Source organism: Bradyrhizobium sp. CB82 (genome assembly GCF_029714405.1).
Classification (GTDB): domain Bacteria; phylum Pseudomonadota; class Alphaproteobacteria; order Rhizobiales; family Xanthobacteraceae; genus Bradyrhizobium.
The window spans coordinates 1,861,589-1,879,340 of the sequence record NZ_CP121650.1; the positions used below are offsets into that span (position 1 = coordinate 1,861,589).

Annotated in this window: 22 protein-coding genes and 2 pseudogenes; 13 read left to right on the forward strand and 11 right to left on the reverse strand. The window is 58.9% G+C overall.

Annotated features, from left to right (window positions below):
* The first annotated feature begins 167 nt into the window (after positions 1–167).
* The 3 genes from QA640_RS09030 to QA640_RS09040 all read left to right on the forward strand — a co-directional run bounded on the left by QA640_RS09030 (position 168) and on the right by QA640_RS09040 (position 2,869).
* Entirely contained in the window at positions 168–296 is a 129-nt protein-coding gene (locus QA640_RS09030) for a hypothetical protein (protein ID WP_283040352.1), read from the forward strand.
* Between the two features lie 276 nt (positions 297–572).
* A complete protein-coding gene (locus QA640_RS09035; RefSeq protein WP_283040353.1) occupies positions 573–1,544 on the forward strand; it encodes an ABC transporter substrate-binding protein in 972 nt (323 codons plus the stop codon).
* A gap of 284 nt (positions 1,545–1,828) precedes the next feature.
* Positions 1,829–2,869 (forward strand): IS110 family transposase, encoded by a 1,041-nt coding sequence (locus QA640_RS09040; RefSeq protein ID WP_283035482.1) that lies wholly within the window; start codon positions 1,829–1,831, stop codon positions 2,867–2,869.
* 315 nt (positions 2,870–3,184) lie between these two features.
* Here the strand turns inward: QA640_RS09040 and QA640_RS09045 are convergent, their stop codons facing one another.
* From QA640_RS09045 to QA640_RS09065, 5 genes and pseudogenes are all read right to left on the reverse strand, one after another.
* Positions 3,185–3,388, reverse strand: coding sequence for a hypothetical protein (locus QA640_RS09045; RefSeq protein ID WP_283040354.1), 204 nt, complete (start codon positions 3,386–3,388; stop codon positions 3,185–3,187).
* Positions 3,389–3,516: 128 nt separating this feature from the next.
* Complete coding sequence (locus tag QA640_RS09050; RefSeq protein ID WP_283040355.1) at positions 3,517–3,774, reverse strand: hypothetical protein; 258 nt, start codon at positions 3,772–3,774, stop codon at positions 3,517–3,519.
* 288 nt (positions 3,775–4,062) lie between these two features.
* Positions 4,063–4,345, reverse strand: a pseudogene (locus QA640_RS09055) (DUF1488 family protein).
* A 30-nt stretch (positions 4,346–4,375) separates the two neighbouring features.
* Complete coding sequence (locus QA640_RS09060) at positions 4,376–4,678, reverse strand: hypothetical protein (RefSeq protein ID WP_283040356.1); 303 nt, start codon at positions 4,676–4,678, stop codon at positions 4,376–4,378.
* Positions 4,671–4,940 (reverse strand): hypothetical protein, encoded by a 270-nt coding sequence (locus QA640_RS09065; RefSeq protein WP_283040357.1) that lies wholly within the window; start codon positions 4,938–4,940, stop codon positions 4,671–4,673. The genes QA640_RS09060 and QA640_RS09065 overlap by 8 nt, the downstream gene beginning before the upstream one ends.
* A 380-nt stretch (positions 4,941–5,320) precedes the next feature.
* On the opposite strand from QA640_RS09065, the gene QA640_RS09070 reads away from it, so the two are divergent.
* Both QA640_RS09070 and QA640_RS09075 read left to right on the forward strand, forming a co-directional pair.
* Positions 5,321–5,647, forward strand: a complete 327-nt coding sequence (locus tag QA640_RS09070; RefSeq protein WP_283040358.1) for a hypothetical protein — start codon at positions 5,321–5,323, stop codon at positions 5,645–5,647.
* A 567-nt stretch (positions 5,648–6,214) separates the two neighbouring features.
* Positions 6,215–6,592: a hypothetical protein gene (locus QA640_RS09075; RefSeq protein ID WP_283043145.1), complete on the forward strand. Its 378-nt coding sequence runs from the start codon at positions 6,215–6,217 to the stop codon at positions 6,590–6,592.
* Here QA640_RS09075 and QA640_RS09080 read toward each other — a convergent pair.
* Together QA640_RS09080 and QA640_RS09085 are read right to left on the reverse strand one after the other, a co-directional pair.
* A pseudogene (locus tag QA640_RS09080) lies at positions 6,567–7,016 on the reverse strand (IS110 family transposase); the annotation flags it as partial. The gene QA640_RS09075 and the pseudogene QA640_RS09080 overlap by 26 nt on opposite strands.
* A gap of 446 nt (positions 7,017–7,462) precedes the next feature.
* Positions 7,463–8,581 carry an IS110 family transposase gene (locus QA640_RS09085; protein ID WP_283040359.1) on the reverse strand — a complete coding sequence of 373 codons (1,119 nt, stop codon included), beginning with the start codon at positions 8,579–8,581 and terminating at the stop codon, positions 7,463–7,465.
* A gap of 307 nt (positions 8,582–8,888) precedes the next feature.
* On the opposite strand from QA640_RS09085, the gene oxlT reads away from it, so the two are divergent.
* Together oxlT and QA640_RS09095 are read left to right on the forward strand one after the other, a co-directional pair.
* Positions 8,889–10,235, forward strand: coding sequence for an oxalate/formate MFS antiporter (gene oxlT / locus QA640_RS09090; RefSeq protein ID WP_283040360.1), 1,347 nt, complete (start codon positions 8,889–8,891; stop codon positions 10,233–10,235).
* 332 nt (positions 10,236–10,567) lie between these two features.
* Complete coding sequence (locus tag QA640_RS09095) at positions 10,568–10,810, forward strand: cupin domain-containing protein (RefSeq protein WP_283040361.1); 243 nt, start codon at positions 10,568–10,570, stop codon at positions 10,808–10,810.
* A gap of 37 nt (positions 10,811–10,847) precedes the next feature.
* On the opposite strand, the gene QA640_RS09100 is transcribed toward QA640_RS09095, so the two are convergent.
* Positions 10,848–11,162: a hypothetical protein gene (locus tag QA640_RS09100; RefSeq protein WP_283040362.1), complete on the reverse strand. Its 315-nt coding sequence runs from the start codon at positions 11,160–11,162 to the stop codon at positions 10,848–10,850.
* Between QA640_RS09100 and QA640_RS09105 the strand changes: the two genes are divergently transcribed.
* The 6 genes from QA640_RS09105 (at position 11,161) to QA640_RS09130 (ending at position 14,061) form a co-directional block, all read left to right on the forward strand.
* Entirely contained in the window at positions 11,161–11,376 is a 216-nt protein-coding gene (locus QA640_RS09105) for an HGGxSTG domain-containing protein (RefSeq protein WP_283042752.1), read from the forward strand. The two genes, QA640_RS09100 and QA640_RS09105, sit on opposite strands and share 2 nt — an antisense overlap.
* Positions 11,373–11,726, forward strand: coding sequence for a hypothetical protein (locus tag QA640_RS09110; protein ID WP_283040363.1), 354 nt, complete (start codon positions 11,373–11,375; stop codon positions 11,724–11,726). The genes QA640_RS09105 and QA640_RS09110 overlap by 4 nt, the downstream gene beginning before the upstream one ends.
* 321 nt (positions 11,727–12,047) lie before the next feature.
* Positions 12,048–12,284 carry a hypothetical protein gene (locus QA640_RS09115; RefSeq protein WP_283040364.1) on the forward strand — a complete coding sequence of 79 codons (237 nt, stop codon included), beginning with the start codon at positions 12,048–12,050 and terminating at the stop codon, positions 12,282–12,284.
* Between the two features lie 49 nt (positions 12,285–12,333).
* On the forward strand, positions 12,334–12,696 hold the full coding sequence (locus tag QA640_RS09120; RefSeq protein WP_283040365.1) for a hypothetical protein: 363 nt from the start codon (positions 12,334–12,336) through the stop codon (positions 12,694–12,696).
* A 579-nt stretch (positions 12,697–13,275) separates the two neighbouring features.
* A complete protein-coding gene (locus tag QA640_RS09125; protein WP_283040366.1) occupies positions 13,276–13,647 on the forward strand; it encodes a signal transduction histidine kinase in 372 nt (123 codons plus the stop codon).
* A 252-nt stretch (positions 13,648–13,899) separates the two neighbouring features.
* Positions 13,900–14,061, forward strand: a complete 162-nt coding sequence (locus QA640_RS09130) for a DUF2061 domain-containing protein (RefSeq protein ID WP_283040367.1) — start codon at positions 13,900–13,902, stop codon at positions 14,059–14,061.
* A 65-nt stretch (positions 14,062–14,126) separates the two neighbouring features.
* Here QA640_RS09130 and QA640_RS09135 read toward each other — a convergent pair whose 3' ends face one another.
* The 3 genes from QA640_RS09135 to groL all read right to left on the reverse strand — a co-directional run bounded on the left by QA640_RS09135 (position 14,127) and on the right by groL (position 17,610).
* Positions 14,127–14,804, reverse strand: a complete 678-nt coding sequence (locus QA640_RS09135) for a Crp/Fnr family transcriptional regulator (protein ID WP_283040368.1) — start codon at positions 14,802–14,804, stop codon at positions 14,127–14,129.
* Positions 14,805–15,106: 302 nt separating this feature from the next.
* Positions 15,107–15,490 (reverse strand): hypothetical protein, encoded by a 384-nt coding sequence (locus tag QA640_RS09140; RefSeq protein ID WP_283040369.1) that lies wholly within the window; start codon positions 15,488–15,490, stop codon positions 15,107–15,109.
* Between the two features lie 479 nt (positions 15,491–15,969).
* Positions 15,970–17,610, reverse strand: a complete 1,641-nt coding sequence (gene groL / locus QA640_RS09145) for a chaperonin GroEL (protein WP_283040370.1) — start codon at positions 17,608–17,610, stop codon at positions 15,970–15,972.
* Positions 17,611–17,752: the final 142 nt, after the last annotated feature.

The following is a 17,752-nucleotide window of genomic DNA, read 5'->3' on the forward strand; positions in this document are numbered from 1 at the left end:
ATGAGGTCTGGCCAGGCTGGCCTCGCTCATTGGAAATCAAACCATCCAATTTACCGATCCGACTCGTGGCGAGTTGATCGATATAAGTGCGTGCCAGGTCATTACGAGGTCAAGGGCGGCACCTAAATCTTGAAACGATGGGAGGGCCGCCATGCACGTGTATCCCGATGCGGACGGTGCTGGTCGCAGGAGCAATAGCCGGGGTCGCGCTCTCGATCGCGCTGCGGATGATCAAAAAGCACTATCCGCACGAATGGATCATCTCGTTCGCCGATGGATGCCAGTGCGGTGAATAGCGCGTGGTAAGCAGGCGATGGCCGGGGCCCCTCTCGGCACAGCGGCGCGGCAGCGGCGACCGCCACGCTCCAAACTGAGGGCAAAAAATGCCTCGGGGCTTGTCGCCCCGGCGTCAGGTCAGCTTTCGGGGGCGACGCAGACATGAACCTGGAAGCAAAACCGGTTGAACCGGTCGAGAATGACCCAAATCGGACGAGACCAGCGGTCCTTTCACTCGCGAGCACTCGGAGATTGCGATAGTCTAGCCACTGAATGGCAGCCTCCAGCGAGGTCAGGTGAGACGACGCGGATTCATTGGGCTTATTACAGGAGCAATAAGTTGGCCGCTCGTTGCCCACGCCCAAAAGCTGGCTGCAACGCCGCGCGTTGTCCAACTGGGACCAGTCAACATTCCTGGGCAGACTGACGCAACCAGAAAGCTTCTGGCCGAGCTTGGTTACGTTGAAGGGCGGAATATTCAGCTTGAATTTCGTAACACGGCCGGGAATGCCGACGCGCTGCCGGCACTTGCAGAGGAAATCGTGCGAGAGGGCCGCGCGGACGTGATCATCGCGATTAGCACACCTGCTGCTCTGGCGGCCTGCAAGGCAACTCAGACAATTCCGATCGTGGCCTTTGCCGCAGTTGATCCAGTCGTGTCGGGACTAGCCGATAACCTCGCCCGTCCGGGTCGCAACGTGACCGGCATCGCGGTTTTTTCTGAAGAAACCACCGTCAAGCGGGTCGAGCTAATGCGGGAAGTTCTCCCGCAGGCCGTCCGCCTTGGGACTGTGACGACAAAACTCACGAGCGGCGCAACGAGCCTTGCGCCCGTTTTGGAGACCGGCCGGAAGCTGGGTTTCGAGGTTGGAGCGATCAACATCGATGATCCCGCCAATATCGCGAAAATCCTCAGCCCGGAACTCCTCGCCCGATTTGACGGGCTTGTTTTTGTTCCGGATGCCATACTCAATGCTCACATGGCCGAAATCATTAAGATGGTGGGCCTAAGCAAAAAACCTGCGATCTTTGCTGCACCGGACTGGGTCGCCAACGGCGGCCTTATGTCGTTTGGACCGGACTTTGCAGACGCAACGCGTCTCTTGATTGCACAAGTTGATCGCGTTCTGAAAGGCGCAAAGCCAGGCGACTTGCCTTTCGAAAGGCCCACTAAGTTCGATCTCAGGATCAATCTGCGGATCGCCAAGGCTCTAGGTCTCACGTTGCCCCCGACCGTCCTCGCCCGTGCGGACGAAGTGATTGAATAAGTAGTAAAGCGACTTCTGCTCACGGCCCAGCCTGTGTGAAAAGTCAGGCGCCGCGAGTTTCGCTAGAATATCTTGCTAACCGAAGGGTTATGTCGGCTCATCTGAAGAACAACAACATGCAAGGCGACTCATCAAAAGGAATTTGATTCTCTCGATGCCCGCGAACTTCGACTTTTCACACATGGGGTAATTCCGGGCCGGAGCCATACTGAAGCTCTGAGAATCAGCTCTCCAAGAATCGATGAGGCTCACCTCTTGGGCCTTGCAATGATAGGAGAGCTGCAATGGAGCGCTATGTCGGACTTGACGTTTCTTTGAAGCTAACAGCGATCTGCATCGTTGATCGGACGGGAAAGATTGAGCACGAAGGCGTTGTTCGTTCCGACCCCGAAGCGATCGCAGCATTCATCAAGTCAAACGCGCCGCATGTCGCGCGGATTGGACTCGAAACAGGGGCAACGTCGACATGGCTGTGGACCGAGTTGAATAAGCTGGGGCTGCCCGTCATCTGCATCGACGCCAGGCACGCCAAGGCGGTGTTGAAAATGCAGATCAACAAGAGTGACCGCAACGATGCCGTAGGCATCGCCCGCATCATGCAATGTGGATGGTATAAGGAGGTGTGCGTCAAAGGCCTCGACAGTCATGCGGTAAAGGCTCTCCTCGTCAGCCGGGCTCTGCTCGTCAAGATCAAGCGGGATCTCGAGAACCAAATCCGCGGGCTCTTAAAGAACCTCGGGCTGGTTATTGGTCCGGCAAAGATGAACGTATTCGCATTGCGTGCTGCGGAGCTCACCAAAGAGCGGCCGGAACTCGCCCTTGCGGTAACGCCGCTACTCAGCGCCCGAGCAGCCATCGAGCAGCAGATTGCTGATCTCGACCGTAAGGTCATGAAGCTCGCACGCAGCAATGCCCAAGTGCGACAGTTCATGACGACACCTGGCATCGGCCCTGTTACGGCTCTTTGCTTTCTTGCAACGATCGACGACCCTACGCGCTTCAAAAGGTCAAGAAGCGTCGGAGCCTATGTCGGACTAACGACCCGACGCTACGCATCCGGCGAGATCGACTGGACGGGTCGAATCTCGAAGTGCGGCGACAAAATGTTGCGCGGCTATCTCTATGAGGCAGCCAATGTGCTGCTCACACGCGTAGCAAAATGGTCAGCGCTCAAAGCCTGGGGCATTCGGCTTGCAAAGCGAACTGGGCTACGCAAGGCCAAAGTTGCGGTCGCGCGAAAGCTCGCGGTCATTCTGCATCGGATGTGGATCGATGGTACCGAATTTAGATGGTCGTCAAAGGAGACCGCCGTGCAAACAGCATAGCAGATAGCGAATTCCCGCCGAGCACCGGCGGGATCCAAGGTCCCTGCCGGGACGTTGGCGTTGGTGCGATCGCCCCAGGCTTTGCGATGCTCAAAAGGCAAGCGCGCTTCACACATTGATCCGCCAGCGTCATCCTACGCCATCATGCGGAGGGCATGCCCCTACCGCGGAGAGAACCATGAACCCGGCAAGGATGTGTTTGGAGAGTCTTGACCGCAGGCCCGGAATTAGAGAACAGCCTAGGCCCGTCGCGTCAGTGAGCGCAGTGCAACGAAATGTCCGAAGTTAATGGGAGACCGGTCGCCCCTGGGGGGACTACGTGAACAAGCGATCGGTCGCTTTATCGAGCAGCTTGTCCGAACCGCTCGCGTCATTTAGATGACCAACCAACTCTCCGGACAGCCGGTAGATGTTGATCCCTTTGAGGTCATACAGCTTCGTACCATTACGGTCGAAAATTTCTCGGCCTACTATAACGCCGACGTGAACACCCTTGCTGTTGAATATATTGCCTTTCACAAGAGCCTCCTTGCTTGAGGTCGAGCCGTGCGCATCGGTGCGCTCTTTCGCGGGTGTGCAGAGCCTTTATGGGACGGCTTCAGTTCGCCGCTGCGCTGCCTTTGCCGTGCACAAGGCTGGCCAATGGCTCATTGAGCTGGCTTCGTTGAGCCCACGCCGGGATCAGCAATCGTCTCCCAGTCGTTGCCGCAAGCAGAACACCGCCATTCGTTGACAACCCCCGTGGGCAAATAGGTTGAACTGACCGGGGCAGTAACGAGGTGTCCGCAGATACAGGTATTGGTCCCTCGTGCTGGAGAACGGCGCGGCTCGTCGCTGACCATTCTAGAGGCCCAGCGGCGCTCGAAGCTTCGATGAAAATGCAATGGATAGATGATGGAACTCATGGGCTCCCTCCTGTTGGGCGGCGGGAGCACAGTACGGTCTCTCAGTCACTGAAGACCTTTTTACGATCAGTGATACTAACAATATAGGGCTTGAGCTATCCTATGGCTAGTTCGAAGCTCTTAGAAACTTTCGCGCCCGCTGTGGGGAACGATGTTGATTAACCGCCTCAAGCGGATCGGCCAGCCGACGCTCGTTTGCGTGCTACACGCTCGCAGTCATTAGAGCACATAGAGCGTCGCTAACCCCGACAGCAGCACTTCCCCATGCGCGGCTCGCGCCGCGCGGTTCTATCGCGGCTTTCGGAAATCGATGCTGCGTAGGACAATGCCGGGCGGCGTGCCCTCGAACTCGGTCGGCCTGGTATTTGCCGTCGGCGCAGGCTTCGATCTCGCGCATTCGCATGAACTGCGCCTCGCGCTGGCTCGTTCTCGCTCGCACCACACCTTCCATGTCATCCATGGCTGAAGTGGAAATCGCGCAGTGGATCTCCTTCTCGCCGTCGAGCATCTAGAACAGGACGACCATCCTGTCGTATTCGTAGCTGATGAAGCGCCCCTGTGTGAGCGTCATGTGACCAACTCCTTCGAAGCAGCGCAGCAATCATGCACAGCCCTGCTCGGTCAGCCGGTCAAACTCCTCGAGGATGGCTGCGACGAGATCACGATGCCTTGTGTCTTCCGGCGCCAGTCCTGCGGCGTACAGCTTCAGGACGTAGCGCGCCTTGGCGGCCGCCTCCGGCCACGACGCGGCGGGGAACGACAGCAGGTGATGCTCGATCTCGGCCCGCCGCTCGCGCAGCTCCCTCGCATGGCTCTCGACCTCCGCGACCGCACGGCGGAGGTCGGTCGCTTTCTGTGCCGCCATGCCGCGGTGGCTGTCGAGGTCGAGCGGTTCGTCAGCCATCGGAAGCACTCGCATCGATGCGCTGCGCGTCTGCAAGATCCACCGAGCCGATCGAGACTATCTCGGTCACCAATCCGCGCGAGCCTTCCGCGGGCACGCTGATCATAGTGGCGACACGGCGGAAAGCTTCGAACGAAAGCCCCTCGATCGTCTCCTCATCGGTAATGACCTCGTAGTCGCCTGCGGGCAACAGGCGATCGATGCCCCTGATCCGGAACGGATGTTTGAAGGTGACAACTTCACGTCGGGAGCGGATGGTCATCCGCGCATTGCCTTTCGCGAAAACGCCTTGCGCCGGCGCAAGCCCCGGAAGGCAGCATGCGCCCCTTAAGCCGCAATAGCCACCGCTTTCTTGCCGCACGCCGCGAACAAGCCGCCGCTGGTCTCTTCCTGCTCGCTCTTGCCCCCGTCCGATGCGAAGCGCTTTTGCGCTCGCTATTCCCAGGACATCGGCGTAGGGTTGGCCATCACCGCATTTTCCAAGGCATCCACCGGTGACTGAGGGCCGCGCGCTCCCGCCGCAAAGAGCAGGAGCAATTCCCTTGCGGCAATTTCACCTGGCCGAGTGGATCGTGCCGCCGGTCATCGTCCCATTATTCCTGGTGATCGCGGTCGCCGTCTTCAATGCCTAGGCGGACGCAAATGAAATACCTGGTCTGCGGCAACCATGAAGGGGCCCGCGAAAATCTCACGCGCGCCACGGCAGCGGCCGCGCTGAAGAAGGCCAGGCAGCTGCTGCAAGAAGGCTACATCGACGTGAGGATCTGCACGCCGCGCGGGCAGCTCTTATTCTCGGATGAATTCAATCATCTCGAAAAGCCGGAGGAGATCAACATGGCCAAAGACGAGCGGCGGGGCAACCGGGAGGCCAATAAGCCCAAGAAAGAGAAGATGAAAGTCATCGCCGCGGCGCCAAGCCAGAAAGCCGCGACCTGGCAACCAAGCTTCTCTCCTGACAAAAAGAAATAGCGGGTCTTTAGGAGAGCCCGCTGCCCGCATCGGCAAATGGCCGATCGGTTGCGAGCTTCGCGCGGCGAGCCGTTGGGATTGAATGGTAAGAAAGGTCTGGCGCGAGAGGCCGAACGATTTCGGCGCCGCTTGGCTACAGCGGATTAGTCCGCACCTGTGCAGGTTTTCGGATGCCGGGATGGCGGGACTATCCGCGCGCTCCAGTGGCCGGCGTCCGAAAAGCGCCAAGGCACGAAATCGCGGGATGTGGGCGTCAGCAGTGCCGCGGGTTCTATGGGGATTTGGCCACGAGCTCAGGTGCGCCCGTGATGACGCGAAGCGGCAGCGAGCCCCGTTTTGCCACGTAGGCGGGGCGTAGGTTGAAGCACGATCGAGCAGCGGGCGTTTTGAGCGACGAGGTTTTGTATCTTTTGGTTGTGATTGCGCAACAATCCGGCGTGGCGAGGCAAGCGGCGGCGCGGTCGGGCAAGAGCCAACACAGGCGGTGAGCGTTGCCGTGTGTGTCGAGGACTGGCGTCGGCCTCATGAGGTGTCGATCCTGACCTTTGGCGAAACTGGCGAGGGGCGGTGCTTGGGCTGTTGCCCGCGCAAGAAGGTCTCGATGATGCGCATGCGGCCGCCGCAGCAGGGACAAGGATGCTCTGGCGCGTTTCAAGGCGAAGCCTGGCAGTGGTAGAGCAAGACGTCAGGACAGCACGACGGCCGGCCGAGCTCGCCTGGGGTCATCTGGTGCATCAGAAGGCCAGCGCGCTGACCGCGTGGTATCGGAAGCGAACTTCCGATGCCCGCGGCGGCACGCGCAAAACGATGATCGTGGCGCTCCATCAGCTGCAGCTCGGCATCGACATGTTGCTGGGCTGCAGCAACTCCTTGACCAGCACAACCCACGCGGCTTGCACGAACAGCTTGGCGTACGGCGCAGCAGGAACGCACGGATCTGATTGATGACGCCGGTACGCTGACCGACCAATCGATCGCGGACGCGGTGCAGCGCCTGAAGGTCGATGCTGATCGGCGGTCTTGGTCGCGACGAACTTCATGGTCGGGCGTTGGACAGCTTCGGCGATCGCTTCCGCATCTCGGAAGTCATTCTTCTGCCCCTTCGAATAGGGACGCACGTTTTCGCCGGCATCAGGCGGGCGTCGTGGCCAAGCATTTGGAGCTTGCGGCTGAGATGATGCGCACCGACGCAGGCCTCCATACCGATCAAGCACGGCGGCAGGTTGGCGAGCCGCGTTTCCACCTGGCCGCGCGACCACTTCTGCCGCAGCACGATGGCACCGCGGTGATCATGACCCACGAGATGGAACGAGTTCTTGCCGATATCAATGCCGATCACGGCGATCGCTGCGTTGAGCTTCTGAGACATGGTGTGCTCCTTGTCTTGAGCGCCCCTTGCCAGCTTCTCGCACCGGCAGGGCCGGAGCACGGCCGGACCATCCCATTCTGATGTCCCCAGTCAAGCACACAGCGCACGGTTTCCCATCTCCACGAGGACTCAGCGTGAAGTTCTTGCGCCGATGAATCGTGCAGAGGAGAAGGCGGGACCCAAAGACGTCGGTGAACAGGCTCTGATGCGCGGGTTGGATACCGCATTTCCGTTTTTTCGTCTGGGGCTGTCCCTGGTCTAGCGTCGGGCGTCGATCGGATAATCGGCCACATAATGGATTTCAGGATTTCCCCTGCCATGGTCCCGCCTTCACTTCTGCACGATTAATGTCTGCGACTGCCCCTGATCTTGATTGCAACAAAGGGGGCTGTGGGCCGGTCGAGCGCACCTCACACGACTCGAGCGGTCCACAGCCCCCAACGATGTCATGCCTGTCGAGGTGGCATGAGCTCGCGATTGATCGCCCAAATGAAGGCGGATAGCTCTCGGGCAATCGCCGTGACGATTACGGTTCGCCGCTTGCCCTTCCGCTCGAGTGAGCGGAAGCGTCCGCACAATCTGGTTTGCGCTTTCCACGCAATCTCGCGCGCGACTCTCGGTGCGGCCTCCACCTTTGGCTGCTTGTCTCGGCTCACGCGCGGCGGATATCGATAGCTCCAGGCCGCCTCCACAAGAATGCGTCGCGCCCGTCCGTTACCGGCCTTGGTGATGCCGCCGCGCTTGACCTGGTCGCCAGTCGAGTTTTCTGTGGGCACCAGACCCAGATAGCCCATCAGCTCGCGCGGATTTTGAAAGCGGGAGAGATCACCGATCTCGGCCAGCACCCCCACAGCCGCAATGAGATCAATCCCACGCACCGCCTGCAGGGCCACGACAGCCTCGGCGAGCGACCACTCAGGTACGACCTCGCGGATGGCATCTTCCAAACGCTCCATCCGCTCACTTTCCTGGCGTATCCCCTCAAGTAACTCTTCGAATGCGATGCGCTGCTCGCGATGCTCGAGCTTCTGCGACATCAGCCATCTCATGTGGGCTGGTCCCCACGTTGTCTTGCCCGGATAGATGCGTCCCAGCCGCAGCATCAATGACGAGATCTGTTGACGCTTGCCCTGGAGGCCCTTCTTCACTGCCTGACGGGCGCGCGAGAGATCGCGCATAGCCTCGTGGCGCTCGTCCGGCACCCACACCGCGGTGAGCTCGTCCGCGCGCAACAGCCTGGCGAGGCTTACCGCATCGCGCCGGTTCGTCTTCACTCGATCGCCGGCCTTCTTCGGAACGAGCGAGGGGGCCACCACCAGGCAGTCATGGCCGAGGCTCTTGAGCAGTCTGTAGAGGCCATATCCTGTCGGCCCTGCTTCGTAGCAAAACGTCAAATGACAGCATTTCGCTGCAAGCTTTGCCACCAGCTTTCGGATCGCTGCCTCCGTGGCAGGAAACTCCCCGAGATACCGCACCTCGCCGCCACGGCCGCCATCGGCAATGGCTATAGCATTGCGCGATTTTGACGTATCGATTCCGACAAAGACCTCGGTATGATGACCCACGACTCGCCCTCCTTGTTTGAGGCTCTGCCCGGTCCATCCGGACAACCCTCGTCGCAGCATCGAGGGTGAGTCGCCTCATTTTGTGGGGGGACATACAGTCTAGCAGTCCTGCCCGCACGACAAACCACTATCGCTGCATTGCAACCGGCTGCTTTGTGAGTACACGAGGGGCAGCATTGACGGTGGGCCCGCGTCGGGGCGTACTGCCGAATTGGTATCGGGAACGTACGCTTCATCCTTCCGTCTAATGGCGATTCTGCAGAACCTGAGCAAGACTTGGAGGGTCAGGGGGTGAAGGAGTGCCCCCATGACTGCGATTTCACATATCGATCGGCCTGCGGAACAGGCCTCCGAAGCGACCCGTTGGGGCCAACTGATTATCGGCATCATCTGCATGGTGATGATCGCCAATCTCCAATACGGCTGGACACTTTTCACAATCCCCATCAGCCAAAAGCACGGCTGGAACCTGGCTTCGATCCAGGTGGCGTTCACGCTTTTCGTGCTGTTTGAAACCTGGCTGGTGCCAGCCGAAGGCTATCTCGTCGATCGCTTCGGGCCGCGGATCATGGTGTTTGCAGGCGGGTGTCTAACCGGGCTGGCTTGGGTTCTCAACTCCATCGCAGAGTCGCTCGCGATGTTGTACGTCGCTCAGATCATCGGCGGTCTGGGCGCGGGCGCTGTTTACGGCACTTGCATTGGCAACGCACTCAAATGGTTTCCCGACCGCCGCGGCCTCGCGGCTGGATTAACCGCCGCGGGTTTCGGCATTGGTTCGGCCCTCACGATCATTCCCATCCAAAAGATGATTTCAACTCATGGGTACGAGACCACATTCTTCATCTTCGGTATCGGTCAGGGATTGATCGTGGTGGTGCTGTCGCTGTTGCTGTTCGCACCGCGCCATGGACAAACTCCAGAAGCCTCGACCAGCGGGCTCGTCCAGCAAAGTCGTATTCAATACAAACCGCTGCAGGTCCTCAGGGAGCCGACGTTTTGGGTCATGTACGCAATGTTTGTGCTGATGGCGGCGGGCGGGTTGATGGCAACGGCACAACTCAAGCCCATCGCCAAGGACTTCCATCTCGACACCGTCCCGGTCACGCTCATTGGCATCACTCTGCCTGCATTGACATTTGCGCTCACGATCGATCGAGTCCTCAACGGACTGACGCGACCGTTCTTTGGCTGGGTTTCCGATCTCCTAGGGCGAGAAAATACCATGTTCATCGCCTTCCTGCTAGAGGGCATTGGTATTTGGGCGCTGTACGTCTATGGGCAGAACCCCTTGGGGTTTGTGCTTCTGAGCGGAGTTGTGTTCTTCGCCTGGGGTGAGATTTACAGCCTCTTTCCAGCGACCTGCACCGATTGCTTTGGCGCCGAGTACGCCACAACGAATGCGGGCTTGCTCTACACGGCGAAAGGAACGGCCTCATTGCTGGTGCCGCTCGCCAACGTGTTGGTGATGGAGACTGGGGGCTGGAAAGGAGCCTTTATTATCGCCGCGCTCTTCAATGTTGTTGCCGCCCTGATGGCGATCTTCGTTCTCAAACCAATGCGGCTGGAGTTGGTGGCGCGCCAGGGCGAAGAGCTCGCTTGGGTCGCCGGCGTGCAGCCCGAGCATAATCCGCTTGCATCACATCAATCCGGTTGATGCGATATGTTCTTCTCGATTTGCGGGAGAGAGCCTTGCTGGTCACGTAGGTTCGTGGCCCTGAGCCGAACCCGGTCCGGCCACGAGCACGCTGGCTGTCTGAGTTAGAGCGGACCCCCTCTCCAACCAGATGGTTGTGAGAGACAAGCTAGTCAGGAGGAACAAGATGGTTCGGAGGCTCGCCATAAGCGCCGTTCTGGCGATCAGCGTTATATCGGGTGCTCAGATTGCCAATTCAGAGGACACTGCTCCGACAGGCAATAAGGGGTTCACCGCCAGCAAAACCACCGTCGTCGATCTAAATCGAAGGCATGGCAGGCCGACAACTGCGGATGCGCGTGCTCACCATCGAGCCAGGTGGCTATATCGGCTTACATAGCCACGAGGACCGACCCGCCGTGGTCTATTTCATGCAAGGAACTGACGAGGTCGGGCTCGCCGATGGCGGCAAAAGAATCATGCATCCCGGCGACACATCAACGGCCACCAAGGATACGACGCACTACCACCGCAATATCGGAAATGACAATGTCGTCCTGATTGCGGTTGATGTGTTCCATCCCGCCGCCAAGTAAGTTTCGACATCGTCGAAACGAATTGCGCCGATGGCAGCTATTTGTAGTTGTGACCCTGAACGGACACGCTGTTGCCGCCACCCGCTGTTTGCTGACTTTGAAGAATGCTGACGTCACAGATCGTGGTGGCGCATGAGGCTGCTCTCGACATGTATCGGCGGGCTTGGTCGCAGCCGCCCGCCTCGCCCTGCTGACAGAGCGCCTTGATCGCCACCGTGGCGCCGGACAGCAATCGATCCTCGTGAAGCACGTCACCGTCAACGCAGACAATGCCATCGTTGGCGATGTCAACCAGGCCCCGGGGGGAGGGGCGCAAGCCGAAATCAAGGATCAACCCCATGCTCTTGGACATGCAATGCAGCCCGCGCTGTGGGGCAAGGACCCGCAACGGGAGCCCGTGCCAATCGCCAGCGATGCCGAACGGCCGCTGTCGGATGCACGGGGGTCCCTCACCGGGCGCTCCAAAGGGGAATAAGAACGCTCTCAAACATGGTTGGTACAGCGCCGAGGCGATCGCTGTTCGGCGTGCTCTTGCCGACCTCAGGCGGCCTGTGAGACTGGCATGAAGATGACTCGAGGCGAAGTCCGCCATTGGCATCTGCCGCGAATGCTCGAAATCTGGGGCCAATCAACAGAGATAGGTCTTGCGACCCTCATGACCGCCACGCTGATTCTGCTGGTGGTCGACTATGCGGCCAATCAGGTCCAGCGCGCGCTGGCCGCGATGGGTCTAGACCGAGATCCGCGATTGGCCTCGCGGCCAGTTGCGGACATCCGTCGGCTTGTGCCTGTTCATTTTGATTCTCGCGCAATGGGGAATGGGATTGATCGCGACCAAGCGGACGTTAAATCGCTCGGGCCACAAGGTAATTGTGTGTCCCCGGTGGAGACAGGTGCGTCCAGAAGGGAGGAATGATCGCGCACGTTCTTGGAATTTTTCCGGCGCAAGAAGGCCGAGAAAACGGCGCGGGATCTACTCCGACGGCTTCTCGTCCATCTTAACCAAGTCAGGTGATGCGATCGATGCCGATGGCTGGAGTTCTTCCCTGCGACGCTTGCCGAGGCCGGCATATTCAATCGAGCGGCTTGCATGGATCAGTGCGGTCGCCAGAGCAATCCCTGGCAACCAAGTGATAGCTGGCGTATTGTCCTCCGATCATCGGCGAGGCTTGTCCCGTAGGCGTCGGTGACTGAGAGACCGAGAGCGCTCCCGCCTGCATGGAACTGGAGGGCTTTCGTGGAACGCTATTTCTTTGACATTCAAAGTGGCCGCGAGTTCTTTGCCGACGAGGAAGGACTGCGTCTGCCCAATCAAAAAGCTGCCGAGGTTGAAGCGATGCAAACGCTGACCGGGATCGCCAGAGAGTCTGTATTCAAAGGCGATCGTCCCGATTTGGCCGTAGAGGTGCGCTCGATGACTGAACGGCTTTTCTGCGTATCGATAGTCTACCGAAACGAGAGCACCAAACATTGAGGCGGCCTGTGGGAACAGACCGCGATCTCGCACGGATCGCTCCCATACGTTGAAGCTCAACATCAGCCGGGATGCTATCCAAAAAACTTTTCTTCAATCAAGTCTGGCTGGTCTGCCTTCGAGTACTTATTTGAAGGTCGTCACCGCCCGACCCGAGGCAACCATCGGTGATGAGAACGCCTGTCGCGCTCCCGCCCATTCAAGGGAGCAAGCCATGCAGGTTCTTAGCGAGTCTCAATCTTCAACATTCGAATACCGTCTCACTCAAGAGGCGGTCAACTTGCGCCAGCAGGCCCAAGGAATGCCTGTTTGCGTCCGGCGCGCCGAACTTCTTCAGAAGGCTCGGCAGATCGATGTTGCTCTGGAGATGAATAAGTGGCTGAGTTCCCCGGGCCTGCAGCCGCCACTGTAACTGGAAGGCCTGGACATGCCTTCAGGTCCTCTCGCGCTGGCGCCGACATTCTCTAAAACGGGGCGCTCATGATGATCAGATATTTCTTCGATATCAGAGACGATCACGAGCTCTACCCGGACGAAGATGGAATAGAGTTTTCCACGCAGCCATCGCTTAGTCGCTCTTCACGGACGACTATTTATTCCTGGGGCTCGTTATTCAGCCATTGGATCCCCATATCCAAGTCTATCCGAGTCAACCATCAGACTGGCCGGAGTGCGCGGAGACTTCCAACGAAAGGGCTCTGCATATGTTCAAATCTCAGCAGCATCACGCAAGAGCAACCGCGCCCGGCGAACTCGTCGAGGGTTCGACCAGGGCTGAGGAAAGCCGTAAGTTCAAGACCTGGAGGACTGGCTTCATCTTATTGACGGAGCAGAGGTACAAGAATGAAGTCGGACGCAACAAGCTGCCTTTAACAAAGGATACACCTAGCGATGCGAGCGCTGCCGCTCTGTCGCGGTGGGAAAACGAGGGAGGCTCAGTCCATGGCAAACTGCCGATGTGAGTAAACGCGGAAAAGCAGGAGGACGCATAATGTCACTTACACAATTTAGCGTCGATGACGGCCCTCATAGCATGGATGGGCTACGGCTTTTTGCCCGGGATGGAAGTGAACGCGTCGAGGCGTTCGTAGGCCGCAAAGTGATGGACGTCTGGGCCGAATCTGCCGAGCACCATGGTGGACGGCAAAGTCTGCTCCGCGATCAATACAATGCGCTTGGCGAGCTGAACCTTGCGGCGATCCAACGGATCGTGAGCGCAAAATACCAGCGGGGAGCCGCGTTCAACCGGCAACATCCTTTTATCGAGGTTCTGTTCTCGGACATTACGGAAAGCGGCGAGGCTTTAGATCTAAGTGAGCTCGTGCGAGAGGTTTTGCCGCCGGCATTTCATAGGCTGACTTGAGATCTGCACCACGAGCATACGGCGAAAAACGTCGCCGAATAGGACTCCGTCGTGATCGCCAAGCCCGTCAGTACGACTACGGTTTCGATTTCCGCCGCCCCCGAGGGAGCGTCAGCTCCAGTCTGCGTTTTGCGGGAGTAGCCGACATGATCGAGCGTAGCAGGGAAGCCGTTCATTCGGACGCGAGATTCCCATTTTCGCTCCATAGTCAACGCCGTCAGCTGGAGGATCACCGGTAGTATCGACACCTTCGTGCTGAGTTTCATCTTCACCGGTAGCGTCAAGGTTGCAGGCTCGATCGCCGGCGCTGAGGCCATTACGAAAATGATCCTCTACTATCTGGACGAAAGAGCCTGGTCTGTCATTCGCTGGGACCAGCAAGGACAAACTGGCGGCGGGTCCAGTTCGCCCTAATGCGCGCAATTCAACCGGGCTAATGTCACGCGTTTGGTCCATTGCCCGGTTTGCCCGCGCGGCGATTAGTCCTTCCGGTCTATCTCGGGTTTGTCGCGCAGAACCGCGTTCAGGAGCGAGCTATGAACCTCGATCTTTCCATTGTAGCTGATGAAACCAAGCTTGCGGAACTTATTCATGAAGAAGCTTACCCGTGATCGGGTCGCACCGATCATTTCGGCCAGCGTTTCCTGGCTGATATTGACGCCAATGGGCTGCGAGCTGGCTTCCTTGCCGAAATTTGCCAGCAGAAGCAACAGACGCGCCAAGCGTTTCTCGCTCGAATTGAAGAGTTGGTCGATCAGGTCTTCTTCAATCCGGCTGTTGCGCGCGAGCAAATACGCCATGAACAATTGAGAGAACTTCGGCTTGCCTTCGAGCGCGGCAATCATCGCCGTCTTCGATATTCTCGTGATGACGCAGGCCTCCATTGCCGTAGTAGTGGCAATACGCAATGGATGACCATTGAGGCAGCCCTCGCCAAAGAATTGTCCCGGTTCTAGAATCCCGACAACGGCTTCCTTACCTTGGTCCGAAACGACCGTAAGCTTGAGCTTTCCCTCCTGAATGTAGAATACCGCGTCCGCGACATCTCCTTGCGCAAACACGTTCTGACCTTTGCCAAATTTAGAAATCGATTTTCCGGCCCCGACCTTGGCAAGGAAGGTTCTGGGGTCAAACAAGCCCTTCGCCGCTTTCACCAAGGCAGGATTCTCGTTCGCTGGACCGTTAACACGCTATCATACTACCGCAATTTGAAAGGATATTCACCTGTTGGATGTGGCGTGCGGCAAACTAGGAACTGAAATGACAGGAGGAAGCGTTCCGTGGGCTTCACGGATTTCGGCCTCCTCGGAGTTCTTCGTTCAAAAGTCGATACGACGAATTTCGATGCTTGACCATCTAGCGACGACTGTCTGGTCTGCTTTGCAGGAGCCCCCCTCGACTGCGCGAGATGCAGACATGTCGAGAGGGTGGGCAGATTTCCGCCGCGCGACTTGCCTAACTATCCGCGCAGCTCCACAGCTTTCATGCTACCAAGCGATTCGGCACAAGCTTTTGCGACGGCTGAGTTTGGCTCAGTGCTTCCCGGCATCGTGGCCCAACCACCTTTTTCGACGAACTTGCTCTGGTCCCATGCATAGGTCGCCTTCTTCATTTCGACCAAGTTCGCCGACGCATCAGCGGCTTGTCGAAACTTCTCAACGCAGATGGGCGTGAGAGCTGCGACGACAGCCGTCGCAGCACTATTCTTCGCGAGCGTCTCGGCGGTCCCACCCGTCACCCAGCCGCCCCAGTTGAACCCCACGATTGCCAGAGCAATTGCTCCGGCCACAGCTCCCCACAGTGCCGGCTTCACGGCAGCCTTTGTCTCCCGGGAGATTTCCATGATTTTCACCTTGACTTAGAGGTATGTTGAGCTTCATTGGTTAAGAAGGGTAGACACCTCGAGCGATCGGTGTCTGTACCAAATTGCTCACTCAATCGCGTACCGACACTCTCGGGATGGCCTGATGCGCGGGCGGTGCCAATAATCGGTTCAGGTGTTCCTTTTTGCACAGACGGCGACGCCTCTTCCCGATTTATTCCGTGCATTGCCTGACTTGGAATATATTACCGATCAGCCCGGCCCTCGTGGCCGGGCTTTTCGCTTAGGGAGGACGTTCGCTATCGATGCCGATAAAACAGCAGCCTCGCCTCGGCGCCTCAGCAAGCGACAAGAAGTTTCCTTGGAAGAGTTCGCCGGACTGCGCGATACGCAGGCGGGCCTCAACTTACGTGCCCTTTCTTTTGAGCAGATAGTCGTTCTGCCTCTTGGAAATCGGTCCATCCTTTCATTGTCCGCCGTTCGGCCATGAGCGGGTTGACTTAGAAATCCATACCACCCATGCCGCCGCTACCCGCAGGCACGCCGCCGCCTGCGTTCCTCTTCGGCACCTCGGCGACCATGGCTTCCGTGGTGATCAAGAGAGCCGCGACCGAGGCCGCGTTCTGGATCGCCACGCGAACCACCTTGGTCGGGTCGATGATGCCCTTGGCGACCAGGTTGCCGTACTCGCCGGTCTGCGAGTCGAAGCCGTAGGCGTACTGCTCCTTCTCGAGGATCTTGCCGACGATGACCGAGCCGTCTTCACCGGCGTTGATCGCGATCTGGCGAGCCGGCGCAGATAGCGCCTTGCGCACGATATCGACGCCGGTCTTCTGGTCGTCGTTCTTGGTGCGCAGCCCCTTGAGATGCTCGGAGGCACGCAGCAAGGCGACGCCTCCGCCCGGGACGATGCCTTCCTCGACAGCCGCGCGGGTCGCATGCATCGCGTCATCAACGCGATCCTTGCGCTCCCTCACCTCGACCTCGGTCGCGCCGCCAACGCGGATCACCGCGACGCCGCCCGCGAGCTTGGCGAGACGCTCCTGGAGCTTCTCACGATCGTAGTCCGAGGTGGTCTCCTCGATCTGCGCCTTGATCTGCGCCACGCGCGCCTCGATGTCGGCCTTCTTGCCGGCGCCGTTGACGATCGTGGTGTTCTCCTTGTCGATCATCACCTTCTTGGCGCGGCCGAGCATCGAGAGATTGACGTTCTCGAGCTTGATGCCGAGGTCTTCCGAGATCGCCTGGCCGCCGGTCAGGATCGCGATGTCCTGCAGCATGGCCTTGCGGCGATCGCCGAAGCCCGGCGCCTTGACGGCCGCGACCTTCAGGCCGCCGCGGAGGCGGTTGACGACGAGGGTGGCGAGCGCTTCGCCTTCGACGTCTTCTGCGATGATAACGAGCGGCTTACCGCTCTGTACGATTGCTTCCAGGAGCGGAAGCAGTTCGTTCAGGCTGGAGAGCTTTTTCTCGTAGATCAGGATATAGGCGTCGTCCATTTCAACGCGCATCTTGTCGGCGTTGGTGACGAAGTAGGGCGAGATGTAGCCACGGTCGAACTGCATGCCCTCGACGATCTCAAGCTCGGTCTCGAGCGATTTGGCTTCTTCAACCGTGATGACACCCTCGTTGCCGACCTTCTTCATGGCGTCGGAGAGGAACTTGCCGATCTCGGCGTCGCCGTTGGCCGAGATGGTGCCGACCTGGGCGATCTCCTCGTTCGAGGTGACCTTCTTGGTGTTCTTCACGAGGTCCGCAACGACGGCGTCGACGGCGAGGTCGATACCGCGCTTCAGGTCCATCGGGTTCATGCCGGCGGCAACGGCCTTGGCGCCTTCCTTCACGATCGCAGCCGCGAGCACGGTCGCGGTGGTGGTGCCGTCGCCGGCCGCATCAGCGGACTTGGAGGCAACTTCGCGCACCATCTGGGCGCCCATGTTCTCGAACTTGTCGTCGAGCTCGATCTCCTTGGCGACGGTGACGCCGTCCTTGGTGATGCGGGGAGCGCCGAACGACTTGTCGAGGACGACGTTGCGGCCCTTCGGACCGAGCGTCACCTTTACCGCGTTGTTGAGAATGTCGACGCCGCGCAACATGCGGTCGCGGGCATCGACGCCGAATTTGACTTCTTTGGCTGACATAGTGATCTCCGTTTTCAACTGGTCAGATCCCAAAGACCGCGCAACTTGCGAGCTCCTTGAGGGATGCGATTTAAATTGCGGGCCTCATCCTTCGAGAACCCGGCTAGGCCGAATCCCCGGGGCAAGGAAAGCTGGCTGGCGC